This window comes from Brevibacillus sp. HB1.4B, assembly GCF_013284285.1.
Lineage (GTDB): Bacteria > Bacillota > Bacilli > Brevibacillales > Brevibacillaceae > Brevibacillus > Brevibacillus porteri.
Genome location: NZ_JABSUT010000006.1, coordinates 237,647 through 264,616 on the forward strand (window position 1 = coordinate 237,647; position 26,970 = coordinate 264,616).

Consider the following 26,970-nt stretch of genomic DNA (forward strand, 5'->3'; position numbering starts at 1 on the left):
GCTCATTCTTTATGGAGTCGAACCGCATTATTTTTTAGGTTTTGTTCCGATCCATTTTTCATAAATCTTGTCGTATTCGCCGTTTTCTTTCATTTCTTTTAGCAAATCGTTCACGGTTTTCACGAATTCAGCGTCACCTTTGCTGATTGCAATACCGTATGGCTCTTCCGTGAAGGTCTCTTCTGTTACACGGTAGTTCGGATCTTGCTTCGCCATGCCGTACAGGAGAGCGTTATCAGTTGTCAGCGCGTCACCTTGACCAGCTTTGAGTGCTGTGAAGGCTTCCGCGTAGTTTTCAAATTCAAGTACTTCTACATCAGGAGCACTCGCTCTGATGTTTTTCGCAGAAGTAGAGCCTTTCGCGGTCACGATTTTCATGCCTTTTTGCATGTCTTTCAGACCGTTGATGGAGCTGTCCTTTTTCACCAAGAAGGATTGACCTGCCAGGAAGTACACGTCAGAGAAGTCTACTTCTTTTTTACGGTCTTCTGTAATGGTCATCGTTGCGATAATCGCGTCAATTTCTCCGTTTTTCAGCATCGGGATACGCGTTTTGGAGGTTACTTCCTTCAACTCGATTTTGTTTTCGTCCCCGAGTACTTTCTTCGCAATTGCTTTTGCAATATCGATATCGAAGCCTTCTACATTTCCAGTTGCCGGGTCTTTCAACCCAAACAGGTTCAGGTCGTACTTAACTCCGACTACTAATTTGTCTCTTTCTTTGATTTTTGCCAATGTTCCCGCACCTGCTGCGGCTGGTGTGCCTTGTGCGCCGCCTTCTGTTTTACTACCTCCACCACAGCCTGCCAACGCAGTTGCGCTCAACATCAGAACGAGACCCATACCTGCTACTTTTTTCCACAGCTTGTTTGCTTTCATCTGAATACCCCTTTTCTCTATCGTTTTATATATTTAGTGATTCAAAATCCGACTCAAGAACAAACGCGCACGCTCTTCACGCGGACTTGCGAAAAACTCTTCTGGTGTAGAATCTTCGAGAATCGTGCCCTGATCCATAAACACGATGCGATCTGCCACCTCGCGGGCAAAGCCCATTTCATGCGTCACGACCACCATCGTCATGCCTTCCTTTGCCAGCTTCTTCATGACGTCGAGCACTTCGCCGATCGTCTCGGGATCAAGCGCAGAGGTCGGTTCGTCAAACAACATGATTTTTGGTCGCAAAGCCAGTCCGCGTGCAATCGCCACGCGTTGCTGTTGACCGCCAGATAGTTGCGTTGGGAACATTTCCGCCTTTTCCGGAATCCCTACCTTTTCCAAATAGTAGAGAGCCGTTTCTTCGGCTTCTTTCTGCGATACGCCCAGAACCTTGGTTGGTGCCAGCGTAATGTTTTGCAGTACGGTCTTGTGCGGGTATAGATTGAAGTGCTGGAACACCATACCGATGTCCCGACGCAGCTTGTTGATATCGGTGTTTTTATCGTTCACTTTTACCCCGTCTACCACCAGTTCTCCGCTTGTAACCGTTTCCAATCTGTTGATGCAACGAACCATCGTGCTTTTACCCGATCCTGACGGGCCAATGACCACGACGACTTCTCCCTGGTTGATATGCAGGTTGATGTTTTTGAGGACATGAAAACTTCCGTAGTGTTTATTTACTTGATGAAAACTGATCAACCTTAAATCCCCCCTTGCTCTATGTCTTATTTTGTATACTAATGTCGAACTACCCAAAACTACTGAAAAAGACAAAGAAAAGTTTTTCTGTTTATAATTTTCTAATAACGAGCAATAAAAAAATAAAGTGAACCTACCAGTTGAATGGGAGCCAATATATCATGTAACACCTGAATGGAGGCCGGCCTATGAAAGAGGAAAACGTAAAGCCTTGGCTCATCCGGATGCGCCGAGGAGAGGAAGAAGCTTTTCAAGAAGTCTATCGAGCAACTCGCACGTACGCCTACAACCTGATCTATTTTCTGGCGCCGCACAAACAAGATGTAGACGACATGATGAGTGAAGTGTACGTAGAGTTGATTCGAAGCATCGACAGGTACGATGTGGAGCAACCCTTTATCCCATGGTTCAACGGATTGATTGTGCGGCAGGTTCGCAACTGGAATCGAAGCATTTGGCGAAGATTCCGTCTGTTGGAGCGGGTTAAGGAAAAAGGCTACGAAGCACCTGTCGCGGGTATGGAGGATAAGCTGGGGGCAATCAGTGATGAGCTGGAGGTCATTCCCGCCGTAGAGAAATTATCCTTCAAGCTCAAGGAAATCGTCGTACTGCGTTACTATCAAAACTGTTCCTTGGAGGAAATTGCAGCGATTCTACAAATCCCGCTCGGAACGGTAAAATCGAGACACCACTTGGCGATGAAAAAATTGAGAGAGCATTTTGAGCATCGAATCAATCGTGAGGAGGCATCTTTTCATGTTCATTGAAAAAAAGGTGAGAAATGAGTATGAATACGCTGCAGGGAAGCTACACATTGATCCTGCATTGGACAGCAAAATCGAACGAGTAGCCAAAATGGAGTTGGCTGGCAAGTGGCGTTTGCACAAAGGGATGCGCTTTCGTCCAAAGCTGGTACATGTTGCAGCAGCGTTCGCCCTGCTCACTGGTTTTGGTTATGCGACACACAGCTTGTTGTACAAAGTTGATGAAGGCTCTGTCCGTATGGAAGTTCAAGCTCACAAGGATTTTACATTGACGCAAATAACCCCTGAAGAAATACGGCTGGGATTGGCAAACGTAGAGAACAAACTGGCAACAGGCGAAACAGCCCTCGTCTATTTCGCAGCGCTGGAAAAAGAGAAGCACCCTCTCTTTCAACAAAACCCCACGATCGGCATAGAAAAGCCGGATATCGTGAAAGATTGGAAAGCATGGACTGCCGTCCTCAGTGAAGAAGCTTCTCTCTCACATGCCTTGCCACACCAGCTTCCTGACAGCTTTTCATTCCTTGAGGGCAAACAAGGCACCCCCTACGGTGTCATGATGGGTCAAGAAGGACAGCAGTGGCTGCATGAACTTCAAGAAGAAAGCAAGGAAACAGGTAAAAGTGTCGTATGGAAAGTCGTTCCACAAGCGACTTCACCTATCGAAGCGTATACGAGCCTGTATGAGAACAAGCAAAAAGAACGCATCTTTGTCACGGTTGAGAAATTCCCGAAGGAACAGCTAGATGTACAATTGAGCACGCCAGAAACAACGAAATACGACGCAGTAACTGTTAGCGGAAAAAAAGCGCATTACACAAAAAACGATCAGTTCTTGTTTAGTGAATCCGGTCAGTATCAAGAGCTGTCTTGGTTGGATCAAGATGGAGAGCAACCGATTATGTATCGTGTAGCTACCGATTCGCCAACAGTTTCCAAAGAAATGCTGCTCCAGGCTGCTAAAGCAAGCCAGCAGTAACCATACGAAAAGCCAGCCCTCTCTTGCTTTGTATCTGCAAAAGAGGGCTGGCTGATTTTTTGTTTTCGTCACAAGGGATTATCCCCGTAGGCGGTTCACCCAGAAGCCGCCCTTCAAATGTTTCGGCTCAAAAGAGATCACGAATGCTTTTGGCGCAATCTCATGAATGAGATTCCACAGTTTTTTCTCGTTGCTGCGCTTCGTCAACACTTGCATCATGAGACGATGTCCGTCGCGTCCCTCTGCTATCCAGGAAGTAACGCCAAAGCCGTGTTCACGCAGCTTCACAGGAACCTCCAAGTCAACGGAATCCACAACGACTTGCAGCGTGACATAGCCCAAGGCCAGATACTCCTCGATCTTGCTGCCGATGAATACACCCATTCCCCAACCGATACAGTAGGCTGCGAGATTGATCGGATTGTCCAGGTTGTCCAGAACAATCTCCAACCCTTTCAAATACACGAATACTTCCACCATCGCTAATAGGGATGCCAACACCCGATAGCCCTTGATCACCATCAGTAGTCGCAGCGTAAAAAACGAAACGTACAAAATGTTGATCCCGATGATGATCAAAACAAACGCCAAGCCCATTGCTCTCCTACCCCCACCCAGACCGGGTATTATGATGATTTTGTAATCGTGATAATCATATAATTGAAGGTATTTTTATAACAGCGGTAAAATTCGGCTATCAAAGAATTTTTTCCTATAAATTCAAACATCCTTTCTATGATAAGGGTGTTTGATTAGGCCAAACAGCATCCGCATAAACCTTGTTGTTTTGTAAAACAGTAAGCATGGAGAACACTTATTTTCCTATAGGAAAGCTGGCTGAAAATCACTTTGTTTCCGACTGTAGTAGAGGAGAGTAAAAAAATGAATCGATTTTTAATCAAGACTGCTGTTAACGGCATTATTGTTGTCGCTTGTTTATGGTGGTTTGCAAATGCATCCTGGACATCCGCTATTTTAACGGCACTCGGTTTGACCGTCATAGCATATCTGATTGGCGATCAATTGATATTACGAGCTACCAATAATGTTACGGCTACGATTGCAGATGCAGTGATCGCTGCTATTTACTTATGGGCAGTTGCCAGATGGCTGGATTGGCCACTCAGTTTTGGCGAGTTAATCATTACGGTAACCCTTTTAGGTGTAGCAGAACTTGTGTACCATCGCTTTCTGGGGATATACGATCATAATCGTATCAAGAAAGAACCCGGAAAATAATTCTCCTCTTCCCTTTGGGAATATATCCTGTCCCCCTTGTAAATCTTATCTTTGGGTTACATCACAAAGTTAGGAGAACCCGAATGGATATCAAAACTCTACTGAGTACTGGGAGGACGTTAATGGGGATTTTATCAGGCAATCCGCAAAATGAACCTATGCATTATGGCGAGGTTTTTGGAGTATGGATGTATCTTGCAACAACAAAGGGATTGATTGCTGCTTATCAAACAGCACTCAACCAAACTGGTGATCATGATCTGAAAAGCTTCCTCGAAGACATTACGCGAGGCATGAAACAAGAGGTGGAACAACTGGAGGAATTGCTCAAAGTAAATGGGATTGGACTGCCTCCTACACCACCCGATCGCCCGGTAGCGAATCTGGAAAGCATTCCGGCCGGTGCCCGTCTTAATGACCCTGAGATCGCTACCGGTGTTTCAAGAGATATTGCAGCCGGCATGCTTACTTGCAGTCAAATAATGGCTCAATCCATTCGAGAAGATATCGGAATGCTCTTTGGTCAGTACCATGTTGCAAAAGCTCAATTTGGTCTCAGATTGCTACGGATTTTAAAAGAAAAAGGCTGGTTGGTTCCGCCTCCACTTCATATGCAAGCGCCAGAACTTGTCCATGCCTAAACTTGAGGATAAGCACTGCCTGATTGGTAGTGCTTATCGTTTTTCACCTATTTTCCATTTTGTCGGTTAGTGGTTAGCGTGCTCGTACAATTTCCGCGCGAACTCCTCCATCAACTCCCGCTTGGCCAACAGCGCAAGCATCCGTTGAGGCAAGCCTTCTACTCCGTAATAAGCACCTGCCACTTGACCGTAGACAGCTCCTGTCGTATCTGCATCATCACCGAGGTTTACCGCTAGGAAAAGGCCTTCTTCAAAAGAACGACTGGAATGAAATGCCCAAAGCGCCGCTTCAAGCGAATCGACGACATATCCAGATCCTTTGATCTCTTTTCTAGTTTTCTCTTTGTAGGAGCCATTCGCGACACGGGCGATATCAGGATCAAGCGGTTGCTTTTCCCATAGATCGCCTACAGGAGAGAACGAATCAGCAAGCAACTCCTCTTTGGAAATACCCTGTAGAGCCCCCAGGAGCAATGCCCCGAAAAAACGACAGCCGTCTACTGCCTTTGCCGTTGCGTGTGTAGTTCGAGAACTTTGCGCGCAGTAATCGATGGCGAGCTCCGGCTGTTTGGCATAATAGAGTGCGACTGGTGCTAGCCTCATAATGGAGCCATTCCCTGCCGACATCGGGTGATCCGATCCGCTGTATGGATTTTTCGTCTGCTCAAAACGCCACAGTGCTTCTTTGGTGATATTCCCGATATCGAAGCAATGATCCTTGCAGCTCATATAACCCTCTCGAAACCAAGCTACGTATCGGTTCATCTGATCAACCGGATCGAAGCCATTTTTCGTAATCAAGCTCTCAGCCAGGCACAGGGCCATCGACGTATCATCCGTCCATTCTCCTGGCCTTAAATCGAATGGTCCTCCCCCGATCATTTCTGTAAGCGGCTCGAAGGTACCCGGTTTACGAAATTCTAAAGTTGTGCCGAGTGCATCTCCAACGGCCAACCCTAGCAAACTTCCAGCATAGCGGTCACGCAGTTCCACACCTATCCACACCTTTTTTTCTGAATTATCTGTTCATATCAAACAAAGCATCTGGCAATGACATTTTGACCGAAGTATTGTTCGTTCAATTCATCCGTCGCTACCTTTTCTTCTGTGCTTGCAAGCGTGATAATCTGCGGCAGAACCAGCTTGAAACGGTCCTCCATCACGGTTTCAAGAACGTACTGTTCCTCTTCGTCCCACAAAAGAATTCCTGCTAAAATTCTGGTCTCCACACAGATCCCCTCCATTTTTTTCTCTTTTGAATATGTACGAAAGACGGGTACAATGACCCGCCTTCTAATGCCTTACATAATGTGTAATTTGTATACTTACTGCTCTTTTTTCAGGCGTGCATCCAGAACAAAGTTGCCGAATGGCAGTAATGAAGCAATAAATGCCCCGATCACTTTCAAAAAGGACCACTTATTGGTCATTGTAACATGTGCCAACGCCAAAATATACAGGACAAAAAACAATCCATGAAGCGAGCCGGCAATTTTTACTGCGGCTGGATAATCCCAAAAATACTTAAGCGGCATAGCAATTCCGAGAAGTACCAAATACGAGATACCTTCGATCAGGCCGATGAGACGGAAACGTCCGAGGGCAGATTTCATCATGTGCGGGTACCATCCTTGCCATTGAAATTACCACTATTATAAACGAAAAACTATCATAATGATGAAAATAGTCCAATGTTCATAATATATTCAAAATCAACGGCCCCAAGCTTCTTCCCGGATACGTTCCATCCAGCGCATCTCTGCGTGCAAATGCTCAATGGCACCGATCAGAATCGTTCGTGCTCCCCAGCTAAGCCTCTCTCTTTTTTCCTCCTGGATCGATTCCAATAATCCAGCTAACCGTCTTACCTCCTGGATGTTCACTTCCAAGGCCTCATCCATTTTCTGTGGATCACCGTACGAAGCAAAAGTAAGAGCCGCGTAGATCGGATGGGTCAGCTGCATCGGTTTTTGCAATTCTTCCAAGAGAAGCTGTTGAAATTGCTCTTCGCCTTTTTCCGTGATCCCATACATCGTCTTATCTGGGCGGTTAGTCTCACGAATGATTTCTTTGACCTCGATCATCCCGCTCTTTTCCAGTTGGTCGAAGGCATAGTAGAGGGAGCCTTTGGCGTATTTCATGTAACAATCCATTCCCCTAGCCTTCACCTGCTGCTGAACCTCGTAGGGATGCTTCTCCCCTTCCATCAGCAATCCCAGAACAAGCAATTTTAGACTCATGACGATTCTCCTCTACCCGCGTTCCGGTTTCGGTGCGGAAGGCGATTTCGCCAGCGCCCGATCATTTCCCATTAGCAAAATGCACACGAGAGCAAGAACAGCAGGAACGAGCGCCCACGTAAACGTATTCGCAATCGATGACGCGAGAATATCGATCATTTGATCCAAAACAGGACCCGGAATGGATTCGCGCGCTTCTGGTGTCAAAATCGCTCGCGGATCCGTAATGGCATTCGTCATCTCTTGTCCCCCGAAGGCAGAGAACATGCCGTTTTCAAACGAGTTGCGTTGCAAGATACCAAACACCGTGATCCCCAATGTCATCCCCAATGAACGGGAAAAAGAGTTCGTCGAACTGGCCGATCCTCTTTGACGCATATCAAAGCCATGAATCGCTGAAATTCCCAAGGTGGAGAAAGAAAAGCCCACACCAAACCCTGCAATCACCATATAAAGCGTAACGATTGAACGAGGAATATCAGGCGTCAGTGTACTCAAAAGGAAAATACCTGGTATGAAAAAGACTGCGGACAGAAGCATAATATTGCGGAAGCTGGTCTTCGTCGTCAAAAATCCGCCTAGCTGGCTTCCAGCAACCGAACCGAGCATCATCGGTGTCAATAGCAATCCGGCATTCGTCGCTGACCCGCCATATACCCCTTGGATAAAAATCGGCAGGTACACCGTAGCGATAATGAAAGCAGCTCCATACAACAGTGCAATCGCATTTGTCGTGGCAAATAACCGCTTCTTGAACATGGAGAACGAAATAATCGGATCAGACGCCCGCTTCTCGACAAATAGAAAAATCACAAACAACAAGAAAAAGGAAGAGAACAATCCAATAATCTGCATCGAATCCCACGCGTATTGATTGCCGCCCAGCTCCAGTGCAAACATCAGACTCACTACAGCTCCGACCAGCGTAATCGCTCCCCACCAGTCAATGCTCTGCTTGCGATATTCCAGTGACTCCTTGTAATACATGGAGATCAACCAGAGGGACACAGCACCAATCGGTACATTGATGTAAAAGATCCAATGCCAGCTGACATATTCGGTAATATACGCCCCCAGCAAAGGTCCAAATACGCTGGACGTACCGAATACAGCTCCGAAAAGTCCCGTCATCTTTCCACGCTTCTCCGGCGGGAATACGTCAAAAATAATCGTGAAGGCAATAGGCATCAGCGCTCCGCCGCCAATCCCTTGAATCGCCCGATAAATGCTCAACTCAACGATGCTGTTTGCCGTCCCGCATAAAATGGACCCTAACAAAAATACAATGAGACCAAATACGTAAAAACGTTTTCGCCCATACATATCGGAGAGTTTACCGAAAATCGGCATTCCCGCCATCGTAGCGACCATGTACGCTGATGTCACCCAAACAAACTTATCCATGCCGCCCATCTCACCGACAATCGTAGCCATCGCCGTCGCGACAATCGTATTGTCCATGGAAGCCATCAGGAGACCAAGCAGAAGCCCCGCCAACACCCTATTCACTTTACTTTCTCTTGCAATCATTGCTTCACCCTCCTGAGTGGTCAAATCAAAGTACTATACATTATTATATTCAAATTTGACTACTTATCGAAAAAAACTGCTCCTTTTCTCGGAGCAATTTTTCGCGACTCATTATCGCCCGAACGGTGACGGGCTGAATGGCGATGGCTGCTGGGCTTGATTGCCCTTCCACATTTTATACGCCGCTTCTGACATCGGTTCCACTGTCGGCTTAATCTCTCCAGTGAATGGATTCTTATCATAGGGCAGGTTAAATGTCCGTGTCCCGTCGCTCTTACGCAACAAAGAACCATCCGACAGCCTCACCCAATTGCTTCCTGGTCCTCCATCGTCTACGACATAGAGGCCGTTATCATCCCAGGCCGGATACGTTGGCACCTTATGTACCGGAGGACGTGCCGTCTGTTTTTTGACTGGTTTTGTTGCGGTTTTCGTCTTTTGTGTTTTCTTCTTCGGTGTGTTCGTTTTAGCAGCTGCTACCGCTTTTGTTTTTGGCTTTCCTTCGCTTTGTTTCTGCGCTGGTGCTGGTACAGGTGCTGACACAGCCACAGGCTTTTCAACCGGATAGGCAGAAACGTTTTCGGCGCGCGGACCTTGATTCGCCAAATCCATAGCGGGCTTTGCCGTACCTGCTTTTTGCGAGACAGATGCTGTTTTCACATCGGTTCGTCCATCTGTTTTTACGGCGTGAATCAGGGTCGGCCACAAATAGGCGTTGAAGCCTAGTAAAGCGATCATCAAGGCAATACCTACGATTTTTTTCATAATGAGGACTCCTATGACTGAATCATTGTGGTAATAGAGCAATGACTTCTGGCCTATATCAAAAGTTTAGACGATTGGAAGAAAAAAGAAAACACCTTACATAAATAAACTCCTTCTCATGTTGGTCTTGAGAAGGAGTTTGTTTTAGCTGCTTGCTTCTGGGAATGTTGTTTGATTAGCTCAATGGTGTGATCAAGCAATTTTTTGCCTCCCGTGTTTCCATGTCCAGGTACAACGGTTTCGACCTGTGGATATTTTTCGATTACCTTCTGAACGGAGTCATCCCATTGTTCTACATTGGCATCTGAAAGATTTCCGAGATCCTTGGCATCTAATGCTTTGACGAAGCATCCACCAAATAATATTTTGGATTGGGGAAGCCAAACGGTAATGCTATCACTCGAATGCCCTTCCCCAGGATAATAGGCTTCTAAGATCGTGTCGCCTACCTTTATTACGGGCTTTTCATCGAGTGTCGGATTGGGCGAAGGATATCCATATTCTTTCGCTAATTTTGCCGTCAAACGTGTACTGCGTACATCTATTTTTTGATGGAGTAACGCACGGATACCTGAAATGCTGTCATCATGTGCATGTGTAATCAGCGCCAACACAACGTCTTTCTTCCAATGCTTCTTAATCAACTGTAATAGCTCTTCCGTTTTTTGGGTGTCCCCCCATGCTGTATCAATCAGGACGATCCCTTTGGACGTAGAAACGATTAACCCATTGTGGTCATAGGTTGTGCCATTCCATTCATTATAGGTTGTATGTAACCATACTTTGTCATTCAATTTTGTTAATACAATGCTCTTCTCTGGATTGGTAATCTGAGTGGGAGATGCTGTTACAGATTGGGCAATCGTTTGATGAGAAAAAGATGTCAGAGCAACGGCGACTGTCAGGAACATACTACATACAGCTTTCCCTATCCATCCTTTATGAATCTTCAAATGAATCTCACCTTTCAAGCATGGATTTTGCTTTTCCCTGTTTCAAACATCTAAGCGATATCCATATCGCGGAATCGTCGTGATTTGCTGCCCGTAGCGCCGAAGCTTTTTCCTTAATCGATAGACGAGCGCATTGACTTCCACTCGTCCGACATCCGGGACATTGCCCTCATGCAGCATTCGCTCTGGCCATACTGTCAGCATGATTTCTTCAAAACTAACGGCGCTGTTCGCCTTTTGGTAGAGAAGCTTCAGCAAATCCATATCTTTTCCGGTCAAATGCAGTCTAGTCCCATCGAGACGAACTTCTCTTCTCTCCAAATGAAACTCCAATCCTGGCAAAAGCGACGTGTTCTTTGACTGCGTGAAAGGGAGCTCCACTGTATCATCCAGTCTATTGGCCTCTCGTAAAAAGACGAGCTCTGCTACCCCTTTTGACAAGCTTATTTGATCCCCGTGGCGCAGAATGTGAGAGGAATAATGAAGGGGCGTCCCGTTTACCTCTGTGCCATGCTTGCTTTCCAGATCGATAATCTTGTAATCATTCCCGATCCTTTGAAAGGCTGCATGCATTCTCGAAATGTACGGACTGGAAAATGTAATGTCCAGTTGAAAACCAGTTCCCCTCCGCCCGATTGTACAGCGATCCTTGGTGAGATATTTGCGTGTGGTAAATAGGTTGGGATCCCCTTTTTTTACGAGTAAGTATGCACCGTTGTCTATCATCTGGTGATCACCTCACTTGTTGATCTATTACGGTTTTACAGCCGTCAGTGCTTCAACAGCAACCTTGGTAGCTTCAGCAATGAGCGCATCATCATAAGTGGCGTCCTGCTTATCTCTGCTAGACAGCACTGCAATGACAATGGGCTTTTTATTCGGTGGCCATATGATACCGATATCGTTTCGTGTTCCGTAGCTTGCGGCTCCCGTCTTATCTCCGACCTTCCAGTCTTTAGGGACGCCCGCCCGAATCAGCTTGTCTCCCGTTGTGTTGCCTTTCAGCCACTCGATAAGAATCGTCTGCTTGTCCGACGACAGCACATCCCCTACCGTATAGGCTCTCAGGTTCGTTGCAAGTGCTTTCGGTGTGCTTGTATCGCGAATATCTTCTGGTTTAGCCTCATTCAATTCTGTCTCATAGCGCTCAGACGTCGTTACACTATCGCCAATCTGTCTAAGGGCTGATTCAAAGCCTTTCGGTCCACCCAATTCTTTGAACAACAGATTTCCCGCCGTGTTGTCACTATAGCGAACCGCGGCGTCTGCAACTTCACGAAGAGTCATCCCGGTCGCTACGTGTTTTTCTGTGATGGGTGAATAAGTAACGAGATCGTCCTTCGTGTAGGTGATGACTTTGTCGAGCTCTTCCAACGGTTTCTGATGCAAGACTGCAGCTGCGGCTAAAGCCTTGTACGTAGAGGCAAAAGCGAATCGTTCATCTTCGCGATAAGCAACTACCACATCGGTTTCGGTGTCGATCGCATATACGCCGAGTCTTACATCAAACTTGTTTTCCAGCGCAGCGAACTTTTGATCCATGGCAGATGCTGGCGTTTCCGTTTTAACGACAGGTGCTTCTGGAGAAGAGCAACCAGTGAGCGTAAGAAGTGTGAGAATAATCGTTTTCACTGTGAATCCGATCCGTTTAGATTGGTGAACTTTCATGGATGACGTACCTCTTTCTAGGAAGATAACAACGATAGATTACTCTCGTAATACCGTATTACGTTTGTAATCAACTGATTTCACGATTATATTACACGCGTAATCCACTAGTGTCAATCTCCTTTTTCTTGCTAAGGAACAGAGCTACATCCATTCTTTCTAAAAAATAAAAAAGACGCCCTTTCAAGACAACTGGATAACCGTAAATGGTTTCTCCAAGTCAGCTTGAAAGGGCGTGCTTTATTTTTTAGGAGGATCAGTCGATGTTTGTTTCGCATCCAATATGGAACGCAGCTCCTGAATCTCCTCGTCCGATAAGGATTCCTTCTGGATGAACTGAACTAACATCGATTTTAGAGCTCCGCTGTAAATCCGCTCCAGAAAGGACTGTGCCTCGGCGTGCTGGCATTCATTTTGTGAGTACAACGGATAAAACGTATAGACTCTTTGGTTTTGATTGACTCCAACGGCATTTTTTTGAACCAAACGATTCAAAAGAGTACGTACTGTTTTTGGGTTCCAATCCGTTTGACCTTCCAAGGAGGAAATAATTTCGTTGGCTGTCAGCGGTGACCTTTCCCATAGCACATTCATCACTCGCCATTCCGCTTCTGAAATACTTGGCATGGATGTAGACATGAAGTCTCCCCCTTTCGATATTCATGACTGAAACAACAAAGGCTAGAAAAGACCTTTCGCTTTCAAAATAGACAAGGTGATTTCTGCTGCTGCAGATCCATTCGCGTCATCTTCGCTTTGTATATTTGTAGCAAAGAAGTAGGTGCCTTCCTCGTTCTCTACATATCCAACAAACCAACCGTTCACATTTTTTTGATTGACGCTGCCTGTACCTGTTTTCCCGGAAAGAATCGAACCCGCCTTTTCCGATAACCGGATGGAATCTTTCACCGTCTGGATATTGTTTTCTTGAAAACCAAACTGGTTCTCATAGAACGCTCTTAATAATTGTACCTGCTCCACCGGAGAAATCTTCAAGGAAGATTCTATCCAATATTCGCCGATTCCACCAGATGTATTGTAATTCCCGTAGTTCAATTGCTCCAGAAAAGCTTGCAACGTATCCGGAGAGATGCTCTTATCCATCTCTTTAAAATACCAGTTCGTGGAGTTTCGCATCGCTGTAAATAAATCTTGATCCCGGTTCCACTGCTCAAATGGATAGTGAATTCCATCCCATTTTAACAGAGTATCTTCGCTCGAAATCACATTGGCCTCCAAACCAAACAAGGAGAGAAAAATCTTGTAGGTGGAGTTCGGTGAAACTCGTTGTGTACTTCTTGCCTCGTTGTAGATCCGATACTGATCTGCTTTCAAATCATATAAGACAAAACTGCCTTCGAAGCCACGGAAATAGTTGTCTAAATTCTCGTAAATGGTTCGATCATCTTGAAAATGATAGCGGCTGCGATCGTCAGCTAAAGCGGAACCAACAAGAACCTGACTGGCAACCAAGATGACCATCATGGAAAAAATGACTGTACTTTTCAACTGTAACAGCATTGATTCGGCATTATGGGATGCAATTTTCTCGATTCGTTTTTTCACTGCTTTCTTGGAACCGTTTAACTGATTGGCCAAAACGACATTTCCGGCTCGACTTTCTTTATCCAAAAACTTAATGATGGTATGACCATATTCCGGATAATTTCGCTTGTCTAAAAAGTTCAATACAGCTACATCACAAGCAATTTCACGGTCTACTCTCATTTCCCGAAAAGCCAGCCAGACCAATGGATGGAACCAATACAAAAGCTGATACACGACAGTCACGTAGTTCATGACGATATCATTGTTTTTTTTGTGCATGAGCTCATGCAAAAAGATATACTTCATTTCATTGATCGACAGCCATTCATCAAAATGACTGGGAAGAACAACATACGTCGTAAAAACGCCAAACGTCATCGGAGATTTGACGTGCTTGGATTCTGCTAACACGATGTTCTGCGTTATTTTTACATCCTTCTTGCATTGTTCAAACAACTCGATGATTTCTTGATTGGTGATCACAGATGCTGTCCGCTTGATCTGCTGGATTTTTAACCAGGCTGATAACGTGATAGCAGCACAAATGATCATGCCGACTACCCATATGCCGACGAGAATCGTAGGAAAGGAGTCGGGTGTATAGCGATTTACGGACAACGTTAAATCCTGTACCCAATTCGCATTTTCAAACACAGGAGCTTTCGCAGCGAGCATCGAGCTGCCAGCTTCATTGCGCTGATTCATCCCTGAAACAAAAACATTTCCAAAATCAAAAAAGTAATTCGGAATAAAAACTGGCGTCAAAGCGACCAGCAAGAGAAACCACAAATTGTACTGCCATCTAGCCGACATCTGTGAGCGAAATACTTTTCGAATCAAGAAAATAAGTGCGATCGTACAGGAAGAAACGATCAAGCTAATCACCACATGATTGACGAACATGCTACCTGTCTCCCTCCCTTCTTACATAGGGCAATCTAGATAAAAATAGAATCCGTATCAATTTTCCAGAGCAACAGGAACGCTCTTCAACCTGACAGGATTCTTCACGTCAATTAGCACAATTAGCTTCATTATGTCAAAAACGAGATCACGATACAAGCTATCGTCGATTGGAAGAAAAAAGAAAACACCTTCTTCCAAATGGTAAGAAGGTGTTTCGAACCTGCTTTAGTTTGTTTTCAAAACATCGTGATCGACATAACGCTCGCCATTCAGTTCGCTGATGACATTGATTGCAACCTTGGCGCCATCACCAGATGTAATAATCGTATGTACGCTTACTCCCGCGCACGTACCTGCTGCCCATATTCCTTCGATGTTCGTCTTCCCTTGTGCATCGACATCGACAACGGTTTTAATCCGTGGCTCTGTACCTTCTTTGGTTTTTACCCCAATCGCTTCTGCCAAAGTCACGAGTGCTCCCGTTGCAAGAATCACATGCTTAGCCTCGAAGCTGCCTTTTTCCGCTGTCTCTACGAGTAAGCCTTGCTCTGTTTTGGTAATGTTGCTTACTTGGTCGGCTACCAGCTCCGCACCGAATTTCGCTGCTTGCTTTTTACCGATCTCAATGAGGTCTGGGCCTGAGATTTCCATGATGCCGTAGTGATTTTCCATCCACGCGCGCTTGGTCATGCTTTTGTCATTATCAATCAGTAACGTCTTCTTACCTGCTTTTGCAGCAAACAACGCTGCACTTCCTCCTGCCGGGCCTGCTCCAATAATTACGATATCAAACAAAGAAATCTCTCCCTTCCAAAATAACTTTCACAACATAATTATATACTAAGTATGATAAAGGTAGCAATATCTTTTAACTAGTTTATCCAGTGATTTTTAGCTTCGAACAAATTATTAAAAAAACAATTGATATAACCATAAACTTATATTATCTTATTAATTGGTAAATATTTGAAATAAGAGGATTAAAATGATCGATTTTATTAAAAAAGGAAAAAAGTTGTTTTTAACCTCTCTTGCCTCCATGATGCTATTCAGCACTGTTCTGACATCTAGTTTTGCTGCAGAGACTGATGTATTATCCAAATCATCCGTGAATGAAATGCTTCAATACGAATTTTCAAGTGAAGTCATGTCAGTAGACAAAGATGATCTTGAAAAATCACTTACCGATACTTTCGACAACCTGGACCTTGTTCTAAAAGGTATGAAATCCGATAGGAATCTTCAAGAAGCATTTTTAGAAAATACTTCACTTGAAGATGATGTGAAAAGAGATTTGGAGGAGTATTTTTCCGCTAATCACGCAAGGAGAAAAGGTTTTCAATATTATTCACAAGAGGACAAATAAACACTTATTGAGATTTCATATGAAAAGAGTGGACAAAGGTAGAAGCATTGACTTCCATTGGCATAAAAAGGATGATAATTTCGAGTGGCATCATGGCCAAACTAAAATTACGAAAAGTAATCAATTCCCAGAACATTGGGGAGAGGATTAATGGACAGGAAATCGTGTTAACACGATTTTCTCTTCTTCATGAAGGAGTGAGTGACAATCGATCTGCAAATAGGCTTCGTGATTGGAAAAAAATTAAATATCGAAAAAATTGAAGAGATTTTATACACCTATGAAAACAAACAAGCTGCATCTTGTAAGGTCGTATTAGACTATATGGAGATGGACCCAGATATTTTTTTAAGTCGTCCCTTTTCTTCCACAGAACAGGTACTCGTTAAAGATCCCGATCTCCTGGAAGCTGAACTCTCCCAGTCATATGATTTTGTATGGGTTGAAGTACTAGGCGGTATTGAGAGACATGGGCATCCTTCCGTTACTATCTCTGATATAGAATATGAAGGTAAGCTCATCCATGCGATAGACAATAGAGTGCTAATCTTTTTACGTGATATCATTATTGACAATCACGGAAGAGAACTACTTAGGAAGATCTGCCATGTCCCCAAACCATTACAATGGCTCGTCCTACCAAAAAAGGACGGCAAAACCCCACCCCCAGACTATATTCTTGACGAGATGGAGAAATGGGTGCGCAAGTTGATTGCATATGAGGTAGATTAATAAATAGGGAAAGGGCTATCTCAAACGTCATGCAAACTAACGTTGAGATAGCCCTCTTCTTTCACAATCTCGCGTAAATCCAGATTAAAATTACAAGAAAAAATCAATTTCTAGAACATTGGGGAGAAGATTAATGGATAGATAATTGAGGTACTTCGATTTTCTCTTCTTCAATAAGGAGTGAATGATAATCGAACTGCGAATCGGCTTTGTGATTGGCAAAAAAATTGATTGCAACAAAGTCCGGGATATTTTATACACCCATGAAAACAAACAAGATGCATCTTGTAAGGTAGTATTAGACTTTATGGAAATGGACCCAGAGATTTTCTTAGATCGTTCCTTCTCTTCCACTTATCCAGTCCCTATTAAAGATCCCGACCTCCTTGAAGCTGAGCTTTCCCAGTTGTACGATTTTGTGTGGGTTGAAGTATTAGGGGGCATTGAGAGGCACGGCCATCCTAGTGTTACTATCTCTGAAACAGAATATGAAGGGAAACTAATCCATACGTTAGACAAGAGAATGTTCATCTTTTTACGAGATATCATCAGTGACGATCAGGGGATACAACTGCTTGAGAAAATCTGCCATGTCCCCAAACCATTACAATGGCTCGTCCTACCAAAAAAGGACGGCAAAACTCCACCCCCCGACTATATTCTTGATGAGATGGAGCAATGGGTTCGCAAGTTGATTGCATATGAGGTAGATAATAAATAGGGAAAGGGCTATCTCAAACGTCTTGTAAACGGACAATGAGATAGCCCTCTCCTTTTACGAAGGTCGTGTAATCCAGAAGCGGCGAATGACCAATCCATCCTCGTCTGTACATTCCGACTCAAAGACGCCCCCGTTCTTCCGAATCGTTTTTTCCGATCCAACATTATCATAATCACAAATCACCAATACTTCGTTTATCCCCAGCTCGTTCGTGATGTTTAGGGCTTGCGCTAAAATTTCCGTCGCATATCCTTTGCGTCTCTCGGAAGGCCGGATTCCGTATCCGATATGCCCGCTGTATTTTCGTAAACGCTCGTTGAGACGATGTCGAATATTCACCGCCCCCACTATGCGTCGCTCCTCATTCACGAGCCAATACGTCGAATGAGGAACATAGCCATCCTGAAGATTTTCCTCGTTGCTTTCACTCTCCAGAAATTCCAGATACGCAGGAAAATCATAGGGCTCCCGATCCACTACCCACGGTACGATAGGCTCTCCACTTTCTTTCCACTCTTCGTAGAAGGAAATATACTCTGCTTGAAGTTCTGCACAAGGCTTCGTTACATACAGTTGCCCAGCCATCGTCTCACTCCCCTTGCACATTTTGGCGTAAAATTCTTTCTATTATATCTCCAAGAAGAGAGGTTTACTAGCCAAACAATCTTTTACTTCTTGAATCACTTCCACTGGTTGACTAAATGCCGCGTAGGAAGAAGCGCATTTCCAGTCCAAGCGCCTCTGGATCCCAACTCAGCTTCGGTAAAAATGGCGGGGAATTTCAGCTTCATTTATGGAATCCTTCATCGAAACTACAACGTTTGAAGCGCTCCCGCTATTTTTTCCGAAGCGGACAGTCAATCCCCCTTGCGGGGCGTAGGCCGAAGCGTAGACTGGAAATGCGCTTCTTCCCTTCACTACCGCTACTATCAAAAAAACAAAAAAAACGCGGCACAAGCATCGAATCGCTTGTGCCACGCTCTTAACTGATTAATATTTGTTAAACAACATGATCCAGAGGGAACCTGCAACGATTGTAAATACAATCACAAGTCCAAGAATCAATGTCTGCACGTTGTAGCGCGGTTTTTCTCCTTCGCGGATGTGCATGAAGAAGACCAACTGAATTACGAACTGCAAGACCGCCATTACCAAGATCGCGATTATGGTCGCCGTTTTACTCAAAATCGAGTTCATGACCAGCACGAGTGGGATAATGGTGAGCACGATCGACAGGATAAAACCGATTACGTACTCTTTCATCGATCCGTGACTATGATGTCCGCCATGGTTTTGATGTTGTGCCACCTTACATCACCCCCATCAAGTAGACGACTGTGAAGAGGAAGATCCACACAACGTCAAGGAAGTGCCAGTACAAGCTAAAGTTGGTAATTTTGCGGCGAGTAACCGCAGAGATTCCACGACGCTTCAGCTGCATAATCAACGCAGTCATCCAGAACAGACCAAGCGTTACGTGCAATCCGTGCGTACCAACCAGTGTGTAGAAAGCGGACCAGTAGCCGCTAGTCGCCATGGTTGCGCCTTCGCTCATCAAGTGCATAAACTCAGTGACTTCCAACACTACGAAAGACAGTCCCAAAAGACCAGTTACAGCCAGCCAAGCAATCAGCTGCTTAACATTGCCTTTGTTCATCGCCAGAACAGCGAGACCGCTGGTAAAGCTACTTGTCAACAAGATAAAGGTTGAAGCAATAACACCTGGCAGCTGGAACAATTCCTGTCCAGTTGGTCCGCCAGCAAAGCTATTCATCATTACCGCATATGTTGCAAACAATGTACCGAACAGCACGCAGTCTGTTACAACGAAAATCCAAAAACCAAGAACCTTTAATTGTTCATGCTCTTCATGATGGTCGTGGTCGTGGCCGTGACCATGGTCATGATGCTGCGCCATCGTTACACCACCCTCCCCAGTGAAGCCTCAGTGCGACGCACTTCCTCCACCGGTACGTAATAATCCGTGTCGTATTGGAAGGAGCGTGCCCACATGCATGCGAATACTCCAATGAATCCAATGACGGCCATCCAAACCCAACCAAACGTGAAACCAAAACCTACCAAGAACCAGAAGTTCGCCATGATAAATGGAATTCCAGAGTTCTTCGGCATATGAATCGGCTCAAGTTTCGCCGGTTGTTCTTTATAGGTGCCATTTGCTTTTGCTTCTTTTGTTGCCCACCAGTCATCCATTTCTTTCACTTGTGGTACAACAGCAAAGTTGTAGAACGGTGCAGGTGACGGAATCGACCACTCCAGCGTACGACCATTCCATGGATCGCCTGTCGTGTCGCGCTCACCATTCTTGATGCTGTAAGCGATTTGCCATACTTGGAAGATGAAACCGATACCCATCATGAATGCCCCAACAGTGGATACGAGGTTCATATCTGCCCAGCCGCGGTCCCAACCGTACGTGTAGTAACGGCGAGTCATACCCATGAAACCGAGCGCGTATTGCGGCATAAAGCACACGTAGAAACCAATATTCCAGAACCAGAAGCCCCATTTGCCCAGCTTCTCGTCGAGCTTGAAGCCGAACAGTTTTGGCCACCAGTAGTAAATACCAGCCAAGTAACCGAATACTACCCCACCGATCAACACTTGGTGGAAGTGGGCAACCAAGAAGTAACTGTTGTGATACTGATAGTCTGCTGGAGCTACTGCTAGCATTACCCCTGTCGCTCCACCAATAACGAAGCACGGGATAAAGGCAATGGTCCACAGCATTGGTTGTTTAAAGGATATCCGACCACGGTACATTGTAAACAGCCAGTTAAAGACCTTAACCCCGGTCGGGATACCAACAACCATCGTTGATATCGCAAAGAAGGCGATAACACTTGCGCTCGTACCCATTGTGAAGAAGTGGTGAGCCCATGTAAAGAACGATACAACGGCAATGATCATCATCGCCCAAACCATTGATTTGTAGCCGAAAATCTTTTTGCGTGAGAACGTAGCCACGATTTCAGAGAAGATACCGAAAGCTGGTACTACTACGATATATACCTCTGGGTGACCCCACATCCAGATGAGGTTGAGGTACATCATCGGATTACCGCCGCCGTCCATCGTGAAGAAGTGAGCACCTGCAAAACGGTCAAGGAACAACAGTGCAAGTGTTACAGTCAAGATTGGGAAAGCGAAGATAATCATAATGCAGCTGGACAATACGGACCAGCTAAACAATGGCATTTTGGAAAGCTTCATGCCAGGTGCACGCATTTTGAGAATCGTTACGATAAAGTTAATCCCTGTCGCCAAACTACCGATACCGGAGATTTGAATCCCCCATATATAGAAGTTCTGACCTGGCCCAGGGCTGAATTCATTTTGTGACAATGGCGGGTAAGACAACCAACCAGCGTCCGGGGAGCCCCCGATTACGAACGAAATGTTGAACAGCATCGCACCGAGCATAAACAGCCAGAAGCTGAGTGCGTTCAAGAACGGATACGCTACATCTCGAGCACCGAGCTGAAGCGGTACTACCATGTTGAACAAGGCAAACATCATCGGCATCGCCATGAACAAAATCATGATCGTACCGTGAGTCGTAAAGATGGCATTATAGTGATCCGAGTTCAGGAACTCTACGTTCGGGAATGCCAGTTGCAAACGCATCAGCAGGGCGTCAACCCCACCGCGGAACAGCATCAGAAGCGATGCGATCAAATACATAATACCAATACGCTTATGGTCAACTGTCGTCAACCATTCACGCCATAGCCAACCCCATTTTTTATACTTAGTCAGAACGAATACGATCGCAACCATAGATAGTACAATCGATACGTCCGCACCGTAAATCAGCGGGTCACCTGTTACAAAGAACGTGGATGCAAAATCCTTAATGTTCTCCCACACGTGGTATTCCTCCTCCCTCTCGCCTAGTGGTTCATACTGGAATGATTCATTCCAGGCATGTTGTGCGATTCAGTCTTTTGCTGCGTATTTTGCGAAGTCTCATTAGAAGACTTGTCACCTGCAGGCGCAGGAAGTTTCTCCATCACATAGTCCATATCGTGACCATGGCCATATTTGGCAACGATCTCTTCAAACATACCTTCTGGGAATGCAGAATACGTAAACTTATCTGTCACGCCAGGCTTGCGAAGTTCTTCATAATCTGCCTTCGTCATAGCTGGAGTCGTACCTTTTACTTCTTTAACCCACTTATCGAACTCTTCTTTCGGTTTTGCCACTACATTAAACTGCATTTTGGCGAAGCCTTCACCAGAGAAGTTGGAGCTAAATCCAGCGAATGTACCTGGTTCATCTGCTTGCAGATACAGCTCGGTAGCCATTCCCGCCATCGCATAAATCTGTCCACCCAATTCTGGAACCCAGAAAGAGTTCATCGGTGCATCAGCAGATACCTGGAAGCGAATCGGTACGCCTGCTGGAATCTCCAGATGGTTAACAGTTGCGATATTTTGTTCTGGATACGTAAACATCCATTTCCAGTCCAAAGCCGTAACCTGAATGGTCATAGGGGCAACTTCTTTATTCGGGTTCTCTTTTAACAAATAAATATCACGGACAGTAAAGTAACCCAGCAATGCAACGATAACGATAGGAATAATCCACCAAATTACCTCTAGGGTTGTACTGTGTGCCCACTCCGGCTTATAACTTGCTTTATTGCCCGGTGTATCCCGATAGCGGTATACAATGAAAGCGGTAAGCACAATAACCGGAACGATAATGACAGCGACCAATATCGTGGAAATAATAATGAGATTGTACTGCGTTTCTGCTACAGGTCCTTTTGGATTCAAGACGAGGTATTCGCTACCACAGCCTGTCAGCAGAACGGTGCCCAACACTGCCAAGATCCAAAACTGGATATGCCTCAGCATTTTTCCTCCGCTCATTCTCCTAATCCCTCCTAGTCACAAACAACAAGCATGTAATACTTTGAGAGCGCAGTTCTTTTCAGGTGAACTTCGCCTCACATATGTCGATAGTGCAGTCACTCTCTATGGAGAGGTCTCGAACGAGGCTTTGGAAAACCTTCTTTTTTAACGTGCATTCACACTTTTCGAGAGTTCCTCACAATAGAGGTTTTTTAACACAAGTGAACTTCACTATTTGCCGCATATACATACTATCAGAGTCAGCGAGCTTTTGTACTCGTTTTTAACGACGTTCAATATTTCGTAGCTTTTCTGTTACAAAGTGTTCACATTGCAGTCACGAGTTGATCATATTCTTGTTAGGATTCTCCTCTAATGAAGTCCATCACCCATTTTTGGTCATCTCGCCCAATTATGAATGTCAAGTTTTCTTTTCACTTTTAATAAAAAAATCAAAAAAACGCCAGCTCATTTGGCTGACGGCAAAATTCCATATAAATAAAAAGACCTCTCATTTATAAATGAAGAAAATGAGAGGTTCTCAACGGGACTATTTTTATCTTGTTAGGCGTCCGTTCTTTTTAGTGTCATTAAGCGAAACACCGTGCTCATAATGAAGATATTCATGCCAGCGATCAAAAATCCGATCGACACCATCAACGGCAAGTTCTGCGATCTGAAATCGCTTGCAGTGAAAGCCATAATAGCAGCACCAACAAATAGTACTGTCCAAGCCATCCATCTTAATACATCTGCTGCTTTTCGATCGTTATTCATAACACAAAACCCCTATCATCATAGATTTTTTGCGTGACCGTTTTTGTTTGATGCTCTTATTGTAACACAATATTCACTTGTTGTTCATATTTTGTTCATTTTTTTATAAAAAAATTGTCAAAACTTTTTTCATAAACCTATTGGCTATCGTGTTGTTACAAATTTACTTTGTGTCACAAATGTGAAAGCGTTATTGTTATAATGAATGGAGTAAACGGTTTCATACATTCCTAACATCTTGAACTGTCATCGAAGGTGGTTTGCCCATGGTTCATACACCCAAAAAAGCCCGCATCAGCCTCTTAACCCAAATGGTTCTGCTCATTTCCATCGTTGTCCTGATCAGTATGGGGATAGGAAATGCCTTATTTTCCTTCATATTAGATGACATTTTGGATCGTTATATTGGACAGCAAGCCATGACGGTCGCCAAGCTATCTGCCATGGACGAACGCATTATTGCAGCTTTTGAAACGGATGACCCTTCCAAGACAATTCAACCGATAGCCGAAACCATTCGGATGGAAACGGGCGCCAGCTATGTCGTGATTGGAAACAAGGACGGTATTCGGTACTCTCACTACGACCCAAAGCAGATTGGATTACCGATGGGAACCAGCAATGACCCCGTATTCTTAGAAAATCGCTCGGTCATTTATCGGGGGACAGGCATTTCAGGTCCAGCCATCAAAGCAAAAACACCGATCGTCAATAAGAAAGGCGAAACAATCGGCGTCTCCTCTGTCGGCTATGTGATGAGTGATGTAGAGAAAAAGGTCGCAGAATACAAGGAAAGGGTCGTTTCCTTATCCCTGGTGCTGCTGGTTATCGGAATTATTGGCGCGATTATCATTGCCCGACGAGTCAAGCGATTGATCTTTGGTCTGGAGCCAGAAGAAATCTCATTTTTGTTTACGGAAAAAGCAGCTATTCTTGAATCGATTCGCGATGCTACGGTAGCAGTCGATATGCAAGGGCGTGTCGTCTCGATGAACAAACGCGCACGTTCCCTCCTCCAAGAAGATTTGACCGTAGGCAAATCGATCGCTAGCCCGCAATTGCGCGACATCATTCATTCTGTCAATCGAAATACACAAGAAATGAACTACAAAATTTTGCTAGGGCATGAAATTTTTATAACCGACTACTCTCCTATTTTGAGCAATAATGAAATCAGAGGCGTGGTCTTCACATTTCGTCCAGAGTCTGAAATCGAGCAACTCACCGAAGAAATTACGAAAATCAGTTCCTTTTCGGACAATATGCGTGCACAAAATCACGAATATTTAAATCGTTTGAACACCATTTACGGTCTCCTCAAACTAAAGGAGTACGACAAAGCAATCGAACTCATCACCGATGAAGTAAAGGAACGGCAGGATATTCTCGCCTTTATTATGAGTTCAGTCAAAGAGCCCTTCATCGCAGCTTGTTTGCTAGGGAAAATCAATCGCTCCAAAGAGCTGAAGGTATTACTCGAAATTGATCAGGACAGCTATTTGGGAAATGTACCTGACAGCTTGGATACAAAGGTATTGGTCACTATTCTCGGCAATTTGATCGACAACGCGATGGAAGCTGCCCTCGAATACAAAGGCTCTGACGCAATGGTCCACGTATCCTTTACTGATTTAGGTGGCGATATCATTTTTGACATCGAAGACAATGGACATGGGGTATCAAAAGAATTGGAGCCCCGCATCTTTGAAAGCGGTGTCACTACGAAATCAGGTGAAAATCGAGGACTCGGTTTGGCTATTGTGAAAAACGCCATCGAGGTGTTAGAGGGGCAAATTTCACTCGGAAAAAGTGATCTTGGCGGAGCGCGTTTCACCGTCGTCGTCCCCAAGAAATGGGACGAAGTAAGTAGAGAGGAGGCAATCCACCATGTCTGAGAAACCCATTACCGTCATGATCGTGGAAGATAACGAAATTGCAGCTAGAATCTATGAACAATTCACAAGTAAACTGGAAGGATTCCAGATTATTGCCACGGCCACGACTGGAAAACAGGCATTGGAGATGCTTCACGTCGTTACGCCGGATGTTCTGCTCTTGGATATTTATTTGCCAGATATGAACGGGATTGACCTGTTGCGTGAAGTACGGAATCATTTTCGCGGGATCGATGTCGTCATGATCACAGCCGCAAACGATGTGGAAACCGTGAGAGAAGCGATACGTGGCGGGGCATACAGCTACATCATCAAGCCGATTATGATCGATAAATTCATGTCTACCTTAGAGCAATATGCCAATACGCGACGTCAGCTGCAGCAGCATACAACCATTGATCAAACAGCAGTGGACAAGCTGTTTACAAAAGCCGCACACACTCCTGCTACCAAAACCGTTGAGACTGTCACTACACTCCCGAAAGGCATCGACAAGCTGACGTTAAAGCTGATCCGGGACAAGATGCAGGAGACCACCCAAAGCATGAATGCCGATGATTTGGCTGCACTTGCTGGCATGAGCCATTCGACGGTGCGCAGATACCTCGAATTTCTCGTCTCTATTAATGAGGTGACTGTCGAGACGTTCTATGGAACCGTCGGGCGTCCGGAACGAAAATACCGCTGGGTACCGCAAAAAACGGCCAAATAATGCCTGATGGCAAAAAGAAGGGGAAGCTTCATTTATGAACCTGAAGCTTCCCTTTTTCTTTTCTTGCTACTGGTTTTGTCGCACCTGGACTCTTTTCCCGAAACATCGTGATGATGGCAACGGCTGCGATGATCATGACAGCAGCAATCAAGGTTTGGCTTGTCAATTGTTCATCAGCGATCAGCCAGCCTAGAAATACAGCGACAATCGGGTTCACATAGGCGTACGTGGAAACCAGAGAAGGCTCTGCATTTTTCAAAAGCCAAATGTACGCCGTGTAGGCGACAATAGAACCAAATCCAACTAAATAACCAAAAGCAATCCAGGAACGCAGGGAAATCTCCGTTATATGCAGCTTCGTCCAATCGTCGAGAAACAGCGACGCGATCCCCAGCAAGCTTCCTCCGACGATCATTTGCAAGGCCGTCGCCATCACAGGCGATGCTGGGAGCTTTGCATTGCGCGAATACAGCGATCCCACTGACCAGCAGATCGAGGCAAACAGAAGCGCCACGATTCCGATCGTGTCGATCCCTTGATTGCCTGTTCCCTCGGGATGGACAACCAACACAGCGATCCCCGCCAAGCCAAACAGGATTCCTCCCATGACTCCAACAGTTGGCTTTTGCTTGCTGCCACCGATCCAGTTGAAAACGAGAATCCATAATGGAACCGTAGCGATTAACAAGGACGCGATTGCTGACGGTACCTTGAGTTGTGCCCATGCAACTACACCGTTCCCACCGAGAAGCAGCAGCGCCCCAACTATTCCAGCCCCTCTCCATTCTGCTGCACTTGGCAGCTCTGCTCCTTTCCAACGCCCAATCAGGAATAGGACCAATCCCGCTAGAAAAAATCGCGCCCCCGCCATAATAAAGGGTGGCATCGATTCAATAGCGATCTTCATTCCGAGATAAGTGCCTCCCCAAAACAGGTAGACCGCTAGCAACGCAATCGTAACGACAAATAATTTCGAATCTTTTTTTTCTGTCATTGTGTTTCCACCTTGG

32 protein-coding genes are annotated in these 26,970 nt (G+C 45.1%); 10 read left to right on the forward strand and 22 right to left on the reverse strand.

Annotated features, from left to right (window positions below; translation table 11 throughout):
• Window positions 1-27: 27 nt before the first annotated feature.
• Together HP398_RS16835 and HP398_RS16840 are read right to left on the reverse strand one after the other, a co-directional pair.
• A complete protein-coding gene (locus HP398_RS16835; RefSeq protein WP_017247418.1) occupies window positions 28-879 on the reverse strand; it encodes a transporter substrate-binding domain-containing protein in 852 nt (283 codons plus the stop codon).
• A gap of 33 nt (window positions 880-912) precedes the next feature.
• Window positions 913-1,641 carry an amino acid ABC transporter ATP-binding protein gene (locus tag HP398_RS16840; RefSeq protein ID WP_017247419.1) on the reverse strand — a complete coding sequence of 243 codons (729 nt, stop codon included), beginning with the start codon at window positions 1,639-1,641 and terminating at the stop codon, window positions 913-915.
• Window positions 1,642-1,829: 188 nt separating this feature from the next.
• Here HP398_RS16840 and HP398_RS16845 point away from each other — a divergent pair, with 188 nt between their 5' ends.
• Window positions 1,830-2,408 (forward strand): sigma-70 family RNA polymerase sigma factor, encoded by a 579-nt coding sequence (locus HP398_RS16845; protein ID WP_173623185.1) that lies wholly within the window; start codon window positions 1,830-1,832, stop codon window positions 2,406-2,408.
• Window positions 2,398-3,384, forward strand: a complete 987-nt coding sequence (locus tag HP398_RS16850; RefSeq protein WP_173623186.1) for a hypothetical protein — start codon at window positions 2,398-2,400, stop codon at window positions 3,382-3,384. The genes HP398_RS16845 and HP398_RS16850 overlap by 11 nt, the downstream gene beginning before the upstream one ends.
• Before the next feature lie 78 nt (window positions 3,385-3,462).
• Here HP398_RS16850 and HP398_RS16855 read toward each other — a convergent pair whose 3' ends face one another.
• A complete protein-coding gene (locus HP398_RS16855; RefSeq protein ID WP_017247422.1) occupies window positions 3,463-3,981 on the reverse strand; it encodes a DUF2179 domain-containing protein in 519 nt (172 codons plus the stop codon).
• A 285-nt stretch (window positions 3,982-4,266) separates the two neighbouring features.
• Here HP398_RS16855 and HP398_RS16860 point away from each other — a divergent pair, with 285 nt between their 5' ends.
• Entirely contained in the window at window positions 4,267-4,623 is a 357-nt protein-coding gene (locus tag HP398_RS16860) for a DUF2512 family protein (protein WP_173623187.1), read from the forward strand.
• A gap of 122 nt (window positions 4,624-4,745) precedes the next feature.
• Window positions 4,746-5,264 carry a DUF3231 family protein gene (locus tag HP398_RS16865; protein WP_017247424.1) on the forward strand — a complete coding sequence of 173 codons (519 nt, stop codon included), beginning with the start codon at window positions 4,746-4,748 and terminating at the stop codon, window positions 5,262-5,264.
• 66 nt (window positions 5,265-5,330) lie between these two features.
• Here the strand turns inward: HP398_RS16865 and HP398_RS16870 are convergent, their stop codons facing one another.
• The 12 genes from HP398_RS16870 to HP398_RS16925 all read right to left on the reverse strand — a co-directional run bounded on the left by HP398_RS16870 (window position 5,331) and on the right by HP398_RS16925 (window position 15,669).
• Window positions 5,331-6,257 carry an ADP-ribosylglycohydrolase family protein gene (locus tag HP398_RS16870; RefSeq protein ID WP_173623188.1) on the reverse strand — a complete coding sequence of 309 codons (927 nt, stop codon included), beginning with the start codon at window positions 6,255-6,257 and terminating at the stop codon, window positions 5,331-5,333.
• 38 nt (window positions 6,258-6,295) lie between these two features.
• Window positions 6,296-6,493 carry a hypothetical protein gene (locus tag HP398_RS16875; protein WP_238144675.1) on the reverse strand — a complete coding sequence of 66 codons (198 nt, stop codon included), beginning with the start codon at window positions 6,491-6,493 and terminating at the stop codon, window positions 6,296-6,298.
• Window positions 6,494-6,589: 96 nt separating this feature from the next.
• Window positions 6,590-6,880, reverse strand: a complete 291-nt coding sequence (locus HP398_RS16880; protein WP_017247427.1) for a DUF3817 domain-containing protein — start codon at window positions 6,878-6,880, stop codon at window positions 6,590-6,592.
• Between the two features lie 96 nt (window positions 6,881-6,976).
• The gene (locus tag HP398_RS16885) at window positions 6,977-7,504 is read right to left on the reverse strand and encodes a PadR family transcriptional regulator (protein ID WP_173623189.1); all 528 of its coding nucleotides are present in this window, start codon (window positions 7,502-7,504) and stop codon (window positions 6,977-6,979) included.
• Window positions 7,505-7,516: 12 nt separating this feature from the next.
• Complete coding sequence (locus tag HP398_RS16890; protein WP_173623190.1) at window positions 7,517-9,034, reverse strand: MDR family MFS transporter; 1,518 nt, start codon at window positions 9,032-9,034, stop codon at window positions 7,517-7,519.
• A gap of 111 nt (window positions 9,035-9,145) precedes the next feature.
• On the reverse strand, window positions 9,146-9,799 hold the full coding sequence (locus HP398_RS16895) for a hypothetical protein (protein WP_173623191.1): 654 nt from the start codon (window positions 9,797-9,799) through the stop codon (window positions 9,146-9,148).
• Window positions 9,800-9,915: 116 nt separating this feature from the next.
• Window positions 9,916-10,710, reverse strand: coding sequence for a subclass B1 metallo-beta-lactamase (gene bla, locus HP398_RS16900; protein ID WP_254476167.1), 795 nt, complete (start codon window positions 10,708-10,710; stop codon window positions 9,916-9,918).
• An 84-nt stretch (window positions 10,711-10,794) separates the two neighbouring features.
• The gene (locus HP398_RS16905; RefSeq protein WP_017247432.1) at window positions 10,795-11,478 is read right to left on the reverse strand and encodes an FHA domain-containing protein; all 684 of its coding nucleotides are present in this window, start codon (window positions 11,476-11,478) and stop codon (window positions 10,795-10,797) included.
• A 27-nt stretch (window positions 11,479-11,505) separates the two neighbouring features.
• Entirely contained in the window at window positions 11,506-12,420 is a 915-nt protein-coding gene (gene blaBBI / locus HP398_RS16910) for a BBI family class A beta-lactamase (RefSeq protein WP_173623193.1), read from the reverse strand.
• 240 nt (window positions 12,421-12,660) lie between these two features.
• Entirely contained in the window at window positions 12,661-13,059 is a 399-nt protein-coding gene (blaI, locus tag HP398_RS16915) for a penicillinase repressor BlaI (RefSeq protein WP_017247434.1), read from the reverse strand.
• 42 nt (window positions 13,060-13,101) lie between these two features.
• Window positions 13,102-14,871, reverse strand: a complete 1,770-nt coding sequence (locus HP398_RS16920; RefSeq protein ID WP_173623194.1) for a BlaR1 family beta-lactam sensor/signal transducer — start codon at window positions 14,869-14,871, stop codon at window positions 13,102-13,104.
• Between the two features lie 228 nt (window positions 14,872-15,099).
• The gene (locus HP398_RS16925) at window positions 15,100-15,669 is read right to left on the reverse strand and encodes an FAD-dependent oxidoreductase (protein WP_007722324.1); all 570 of its coding nucleotides are present in this window, start codon (window positions 15,667-15,669) and stop codon (window positions 15,100-15,102) included.
• A 190-nt stretch (window positions 15,670-15,859) separates the two neighbouring features.
• Here HP398_RS16925 and HP398_RS16930 point away from each other — a divergent pair, with 190 nt between their 5' ends.
• The 4 genes from HP398_RS16930 to HP398_RS16940 all read left to right on the forward strand — a co-directional run bounded on the left by HP398_RS16930 (window position 15,860) and on the right by HP398_RS16940 (window position 17,693).
• Complete coding sequence (locus HP398_RS16930; protein WP_254476169.1) at window positions 15,860-16,240, forward strand: hypothetical protein; 381 nt, start codon at window positions 15,860-15,862, stop codon at window positions 16,238-16,240.
• Window positions 16,241-16,247: 7 nt separating this feature from the next.
• The gene (locus HP398_RS30960; protein WP_254476171.1) at window positions 16,248-16,391 is read left to right on the forward strand and encodes a YpjP family protein; all 144 of its coding nucleotides are present in this window, start codon (window positions 16,248-16,250) and stop codon (window positions 16,389-16,391) included.
• A gap of 50 nt (window positions 16,392-16,441) precedes the next feature.
• On the forward strand, window positions 16,442-16,972 hold the full coding sequence (locus HP398_RS16935; RefSeq protein WP_173623195.1) for a hypothetical protein: 531 nt from the start codon (window positions 16,442-16,444) through the stop codon (window positions 16,970-16,972).
• Window positions 16,973-17,156: 184 nt separating this feature from the next.
• Window positions 17,157-17,693 (forward strand): hypothetical protein, encoded by a 537-nt coding sequence (locus tag HP398_RS16940; protein WP_173623196.1) that lies wholly within the window; start codon window positions 17,157-17,159, stop codon window positions 17,691-17,693.
• Between the two features lie 54 nt (window positions 17,694-17,747).
• Here the strand turns inward: HP398_RS16940 and HP398_RS16945 are convergent, their stop codons facing one another.
• From HP398_RS16945 to HP398_RS16970, 6 genes are all read right to left on the reverse strand, one after another.
• A complete protein-coding gene (locus tag HP398_RS16945; protein WP_173623197.1) occupies window positions 17,748-18,278 on the reverse strand; it encodes a GNAT family N-acetyltransferase in 531 nt (176 codons plus the stop codon).
• Window positions 18,279-18,683: 405 nt separating this feature from the next.
• Window positions 18,684-19,001 carry a cytochrome o ubiquinol oxidase subunit IV gene (gene cyoD / locus HP398_RS16950; protein ID WP_100169655.1) on the reverse strand — a complete coding sequence of 106 codons (318 nt, stop codon included), beginning with the start codon at window positions 18,999-19,001 and terminating at the stop codon, window positions 18,684-18,686.
• Between the two features lies 1 nt (window position 19,002).
• A complete protein-coding gene (gene cyoC / locus HP398_RS16955) occupies window positions 19,003-19,611 on the reverse strand; it encodes a cytochrome o ubiquinol oxidase subunit III (protein WP_069846385.1) in 609 nt (202 codons plus the stop codon).
• 2 nt (window positions 19,612-19,613) lie between these two features.
• Window positions 19,614-21,584 carry a cbb3-type cytochrome c oxidase subunit I gene (locus HP398_RS16960; RefSeq protein WP_017247321.1) on the reverse strand — a complete coding sequence of 657 codons (1,971 nt, stop codon included), beginning with the start codon at window positions 21,582-21,584 and terminating at the stop codon, window positions 19,614-19,616.
• A gap of 23 nt (window positions 21,585-21,607) precedes the next feature.
• Window positions 21,608-22,594, reverse strand: coding sequence for a cytochrome aa3 quinol oxidase subunit II (gene qoxA, locus HP398_RS16965; RefSeq protein ID WP_017247320.1), 987 nt, complete (start codon window positions 22,592-22,594; stop codon window positions 21,608-21,610).
• Between the two features lie 546 nt (window positions 22,595-23,140).
• Window positions 23,141-23,353, reverse strand: coding sequence for a hypothetical protein (locus tag HP398_RS16970; protein WP_069846390.1), 213 nt, complete (start codon window positions 23,351-23,353; stop codon window positions 23,141-23,143).
• 266 nt (window positions 23,354-23,619) lie between these two features.
• On the opposite strand from HP398_RS16970, the gene HP398_RS16975 reads away from it, so the two are divergent.
• Together HP398_RS16975 and HP398_RS16980 are read left to right on the forward strand one after the other, a co-directional pair.
• Window positions 23,620-25,248, forward strand: a complete 1,629-nt coding sequence (locus HP398_RS16975; RefSeq protein WP_254476173.1) for an ATP-binding protein — start codon at window positions 23,620-23,622, stop codon at window positions 25,246-25,248.
• A complete protein-coding gene (locus tag HP398_RS16980) occupies window positions 25,241-25,960 on the forward strand; it encodes a response regulator (protein WP_017247317.1) in 720 nt (239 codons plus the stop codon). The genes HP398_RS16975 and HP398_RS16980 overlap by 8 nt, the downstream gene beginning before the upstream one ends.
• Window positions 25,961-25,988: 28 nt before the next feature.
• Here HP398_RS16980 and HP398_RS16985 read toward each other — a convergent pair whose 3' ends face one another.
• The gene (locus HP398_RS16985) at window positions 25,989-26,954 is read right to left on the reverse strand and encodes an EamA family transporter (RefSeq protein WP_017247316.1); all 966 of its coding nucleotides are present in this window, start codon (window positions 26,952-26,954) and stop codon (window positions 25,989-25,991) included.
• Window positions 26,955-26,970: the final 16 nt, after the last annotated feature.

What these genes read in the sequence shown, in the direction of transcription:
- HP398_RS16835 (WP_017247418.1), bottom strand. Translation starts at nt 879, where the DNA reads ATGAAAGCAAACAAGCTGTGGAAAAAAGTAGCAGGTATGGGTCTCGTT.
- HP398_RS16845 (WP_173623185.1), top strand. Translation starts at nt 1,830, where the DNA reads ATGAAAGAGGAAAACGTAAAGCCTTGGCTCATCCGGATGCGCCGAGGA.
- HP398_RS16850 (WP_173623186.1), top strand. Translation starts at nt 2,398, where the DNA reads ATGTTCATTGAAAAAAAGGTGAGAAATGAGTATGAATACGCTGCAGGG.
- HP398_RS16855 (WP_017247422.1), bottom strand. Translation starts at nt 3,981, where the DNA reads ATGGGCTTGGCGTTTGTTTTGATCATCATCGGGATCAACATTTTGTAC.
- HP398_RS16860 (WP_173623187.1), top strand. Translation starts at nt 4,267, where the DNA reads ATGAATCGATTTTTAATCAAGACTGCTGTTAACGGCATTATTGTTGTC.
- HP398_RS16865 (WP_017247424.1), top strand. Translation starts at nt 4,746, where the DNA reads ATGGGGATTTTATCAGGCAATCCGCAAAATGAACCTATGCATTATGGC.
- HP398_RS16880 (WP_017247427.1), bottom strand. Translation starts at nt 6,880, where the DNA reads ATGATGAAATCTGCCCTCGGACGTTTCCGTCTCATCGGCCTGATCGAA.
- HP398_RS16885 (WP_173623189.1), bottom strand. Translation starts at nt 7,504, where the DNA reads ATGAGTCTAAAATTGCTTGTTCTGGGATTGCTGATGGAAGGGGAGAAG.
- HP398_RS16890 (WP_173623190.1), bottom strand. Translation starts at nt 9,034, where the DNA reads ATGATTGCAAGAGAAAGTAAAGTGAATAGGGTGTTGGCGGGGCTTCTG.
- HP398_RS16895 (WP_173623191.1), bottom strand. Translation starts at nt 9,799, where the DNA reads ATGAAAAAAATCGTAGGTATTGCCTTGATGATCGCTTTACTAGGCTTC.
- bla (WP_254476167.1), bottom strand. Translation starts at nt 10,710, where the DNA reads ATGTTCCTGACAGTCGCCGTTGCTCTGACATCTTTTTCTCATCAAACG.
- HP398_RS16905 (WP_017247432.1), bottom strand. Translation starts at nt 11,478, where the DNA reads ATGATAGACAACGGTGCATACTTACTCGTAAAAAAAGGGGATCCCAAC.
- blaBBI (WP_173623193.1), bottom strand. Translation starts at nt 12,420, where the DNA reads ATGAAAGTTCACCAATCTAAACGGATCGGATTCACAGTGAAAACGATT.
- blaI (WP_017247434.1), bottom strand. Translation starts at nt 13,059, where the DNA reads ATGTCTACATCCATGCCAAGTATTTCAGAAGCGGAATGGCGAGTGATG.
- HP398_RS16920 (WP_173623194.1), bottom strand. Translation starts at nt 14,871, where the DNA reads ATGTTCGTCAATCATGTGGTGATTAGCTTGATCGTTTCTTCCTGTACG.
- HP398_RS16930 (WP_254476169.1), top strand. Translation starts at nt 15,860, where the DNA reads ATGATCGATTTTATTAAAAAAGGAAAAAAGTTGTTTTTAACCTCTCTT.
- HP398_RS16940 (WP_173623196.1), top strand. Translation starts at nt 17,157, where the DNA reads ATGATAATCGAACTGCGAATCGGCTTTGTGATTGGCAAAAAAATTGAT.
- HP398_RS16945 (WP_173623197.1), bottom strand. Translation starts at nt 18,278, where the DNA reads ATGGCTGGGCAACTGTATGTAACGAAGCCTTGTGCAGAACTTCAAGCA.
- cyoC (WP_069846385.1), bottom strand. Translation starts at nt 19,611, where the DNA reads ATGGCGCAGCATCATGACCATGGTCACGGCCACGACCACGACCATCAT.
- qoxA (WP_017247320.1), bottom strand. Translation starts at nt 22,594, where the DNA reads ATGAGCGGAGGAAAAATGCTGAGGCATATCCAGTTTTGGATCTTGGCA.
- HP398_RS16970 (WP_069846390.1), bottom strand. Translation starts at nt 23,353, where the DNA reads ATGAATAACGATCGAAAAGCAGCAGATGTATTAAGATGGATGGCTTGG.
- HP398_RS16975 (WP_254476173.1), top strand. Translation starts at nt 23,620, where the DNA reads ATGGTTCATACACCCAAAAAAGCCCGCATCAGCCTCTTAACCCAAATG.
- HP398_RS16980 (WP_017247317.1), top strand. Translation starts at nt 25,241, where the DNA reads ATGTCTGAGAAACCCATTACCGTCATGATCGTGGAAGATAACGAAATT.
- HP398_RS16985 (WP_017247316.1), bottom strand. Translation starts at nt 26,954, where the DNA reads ATGACAGAAAAAAAAGATTCGAAATTATTTGTCGTTACGATTGCGTTG.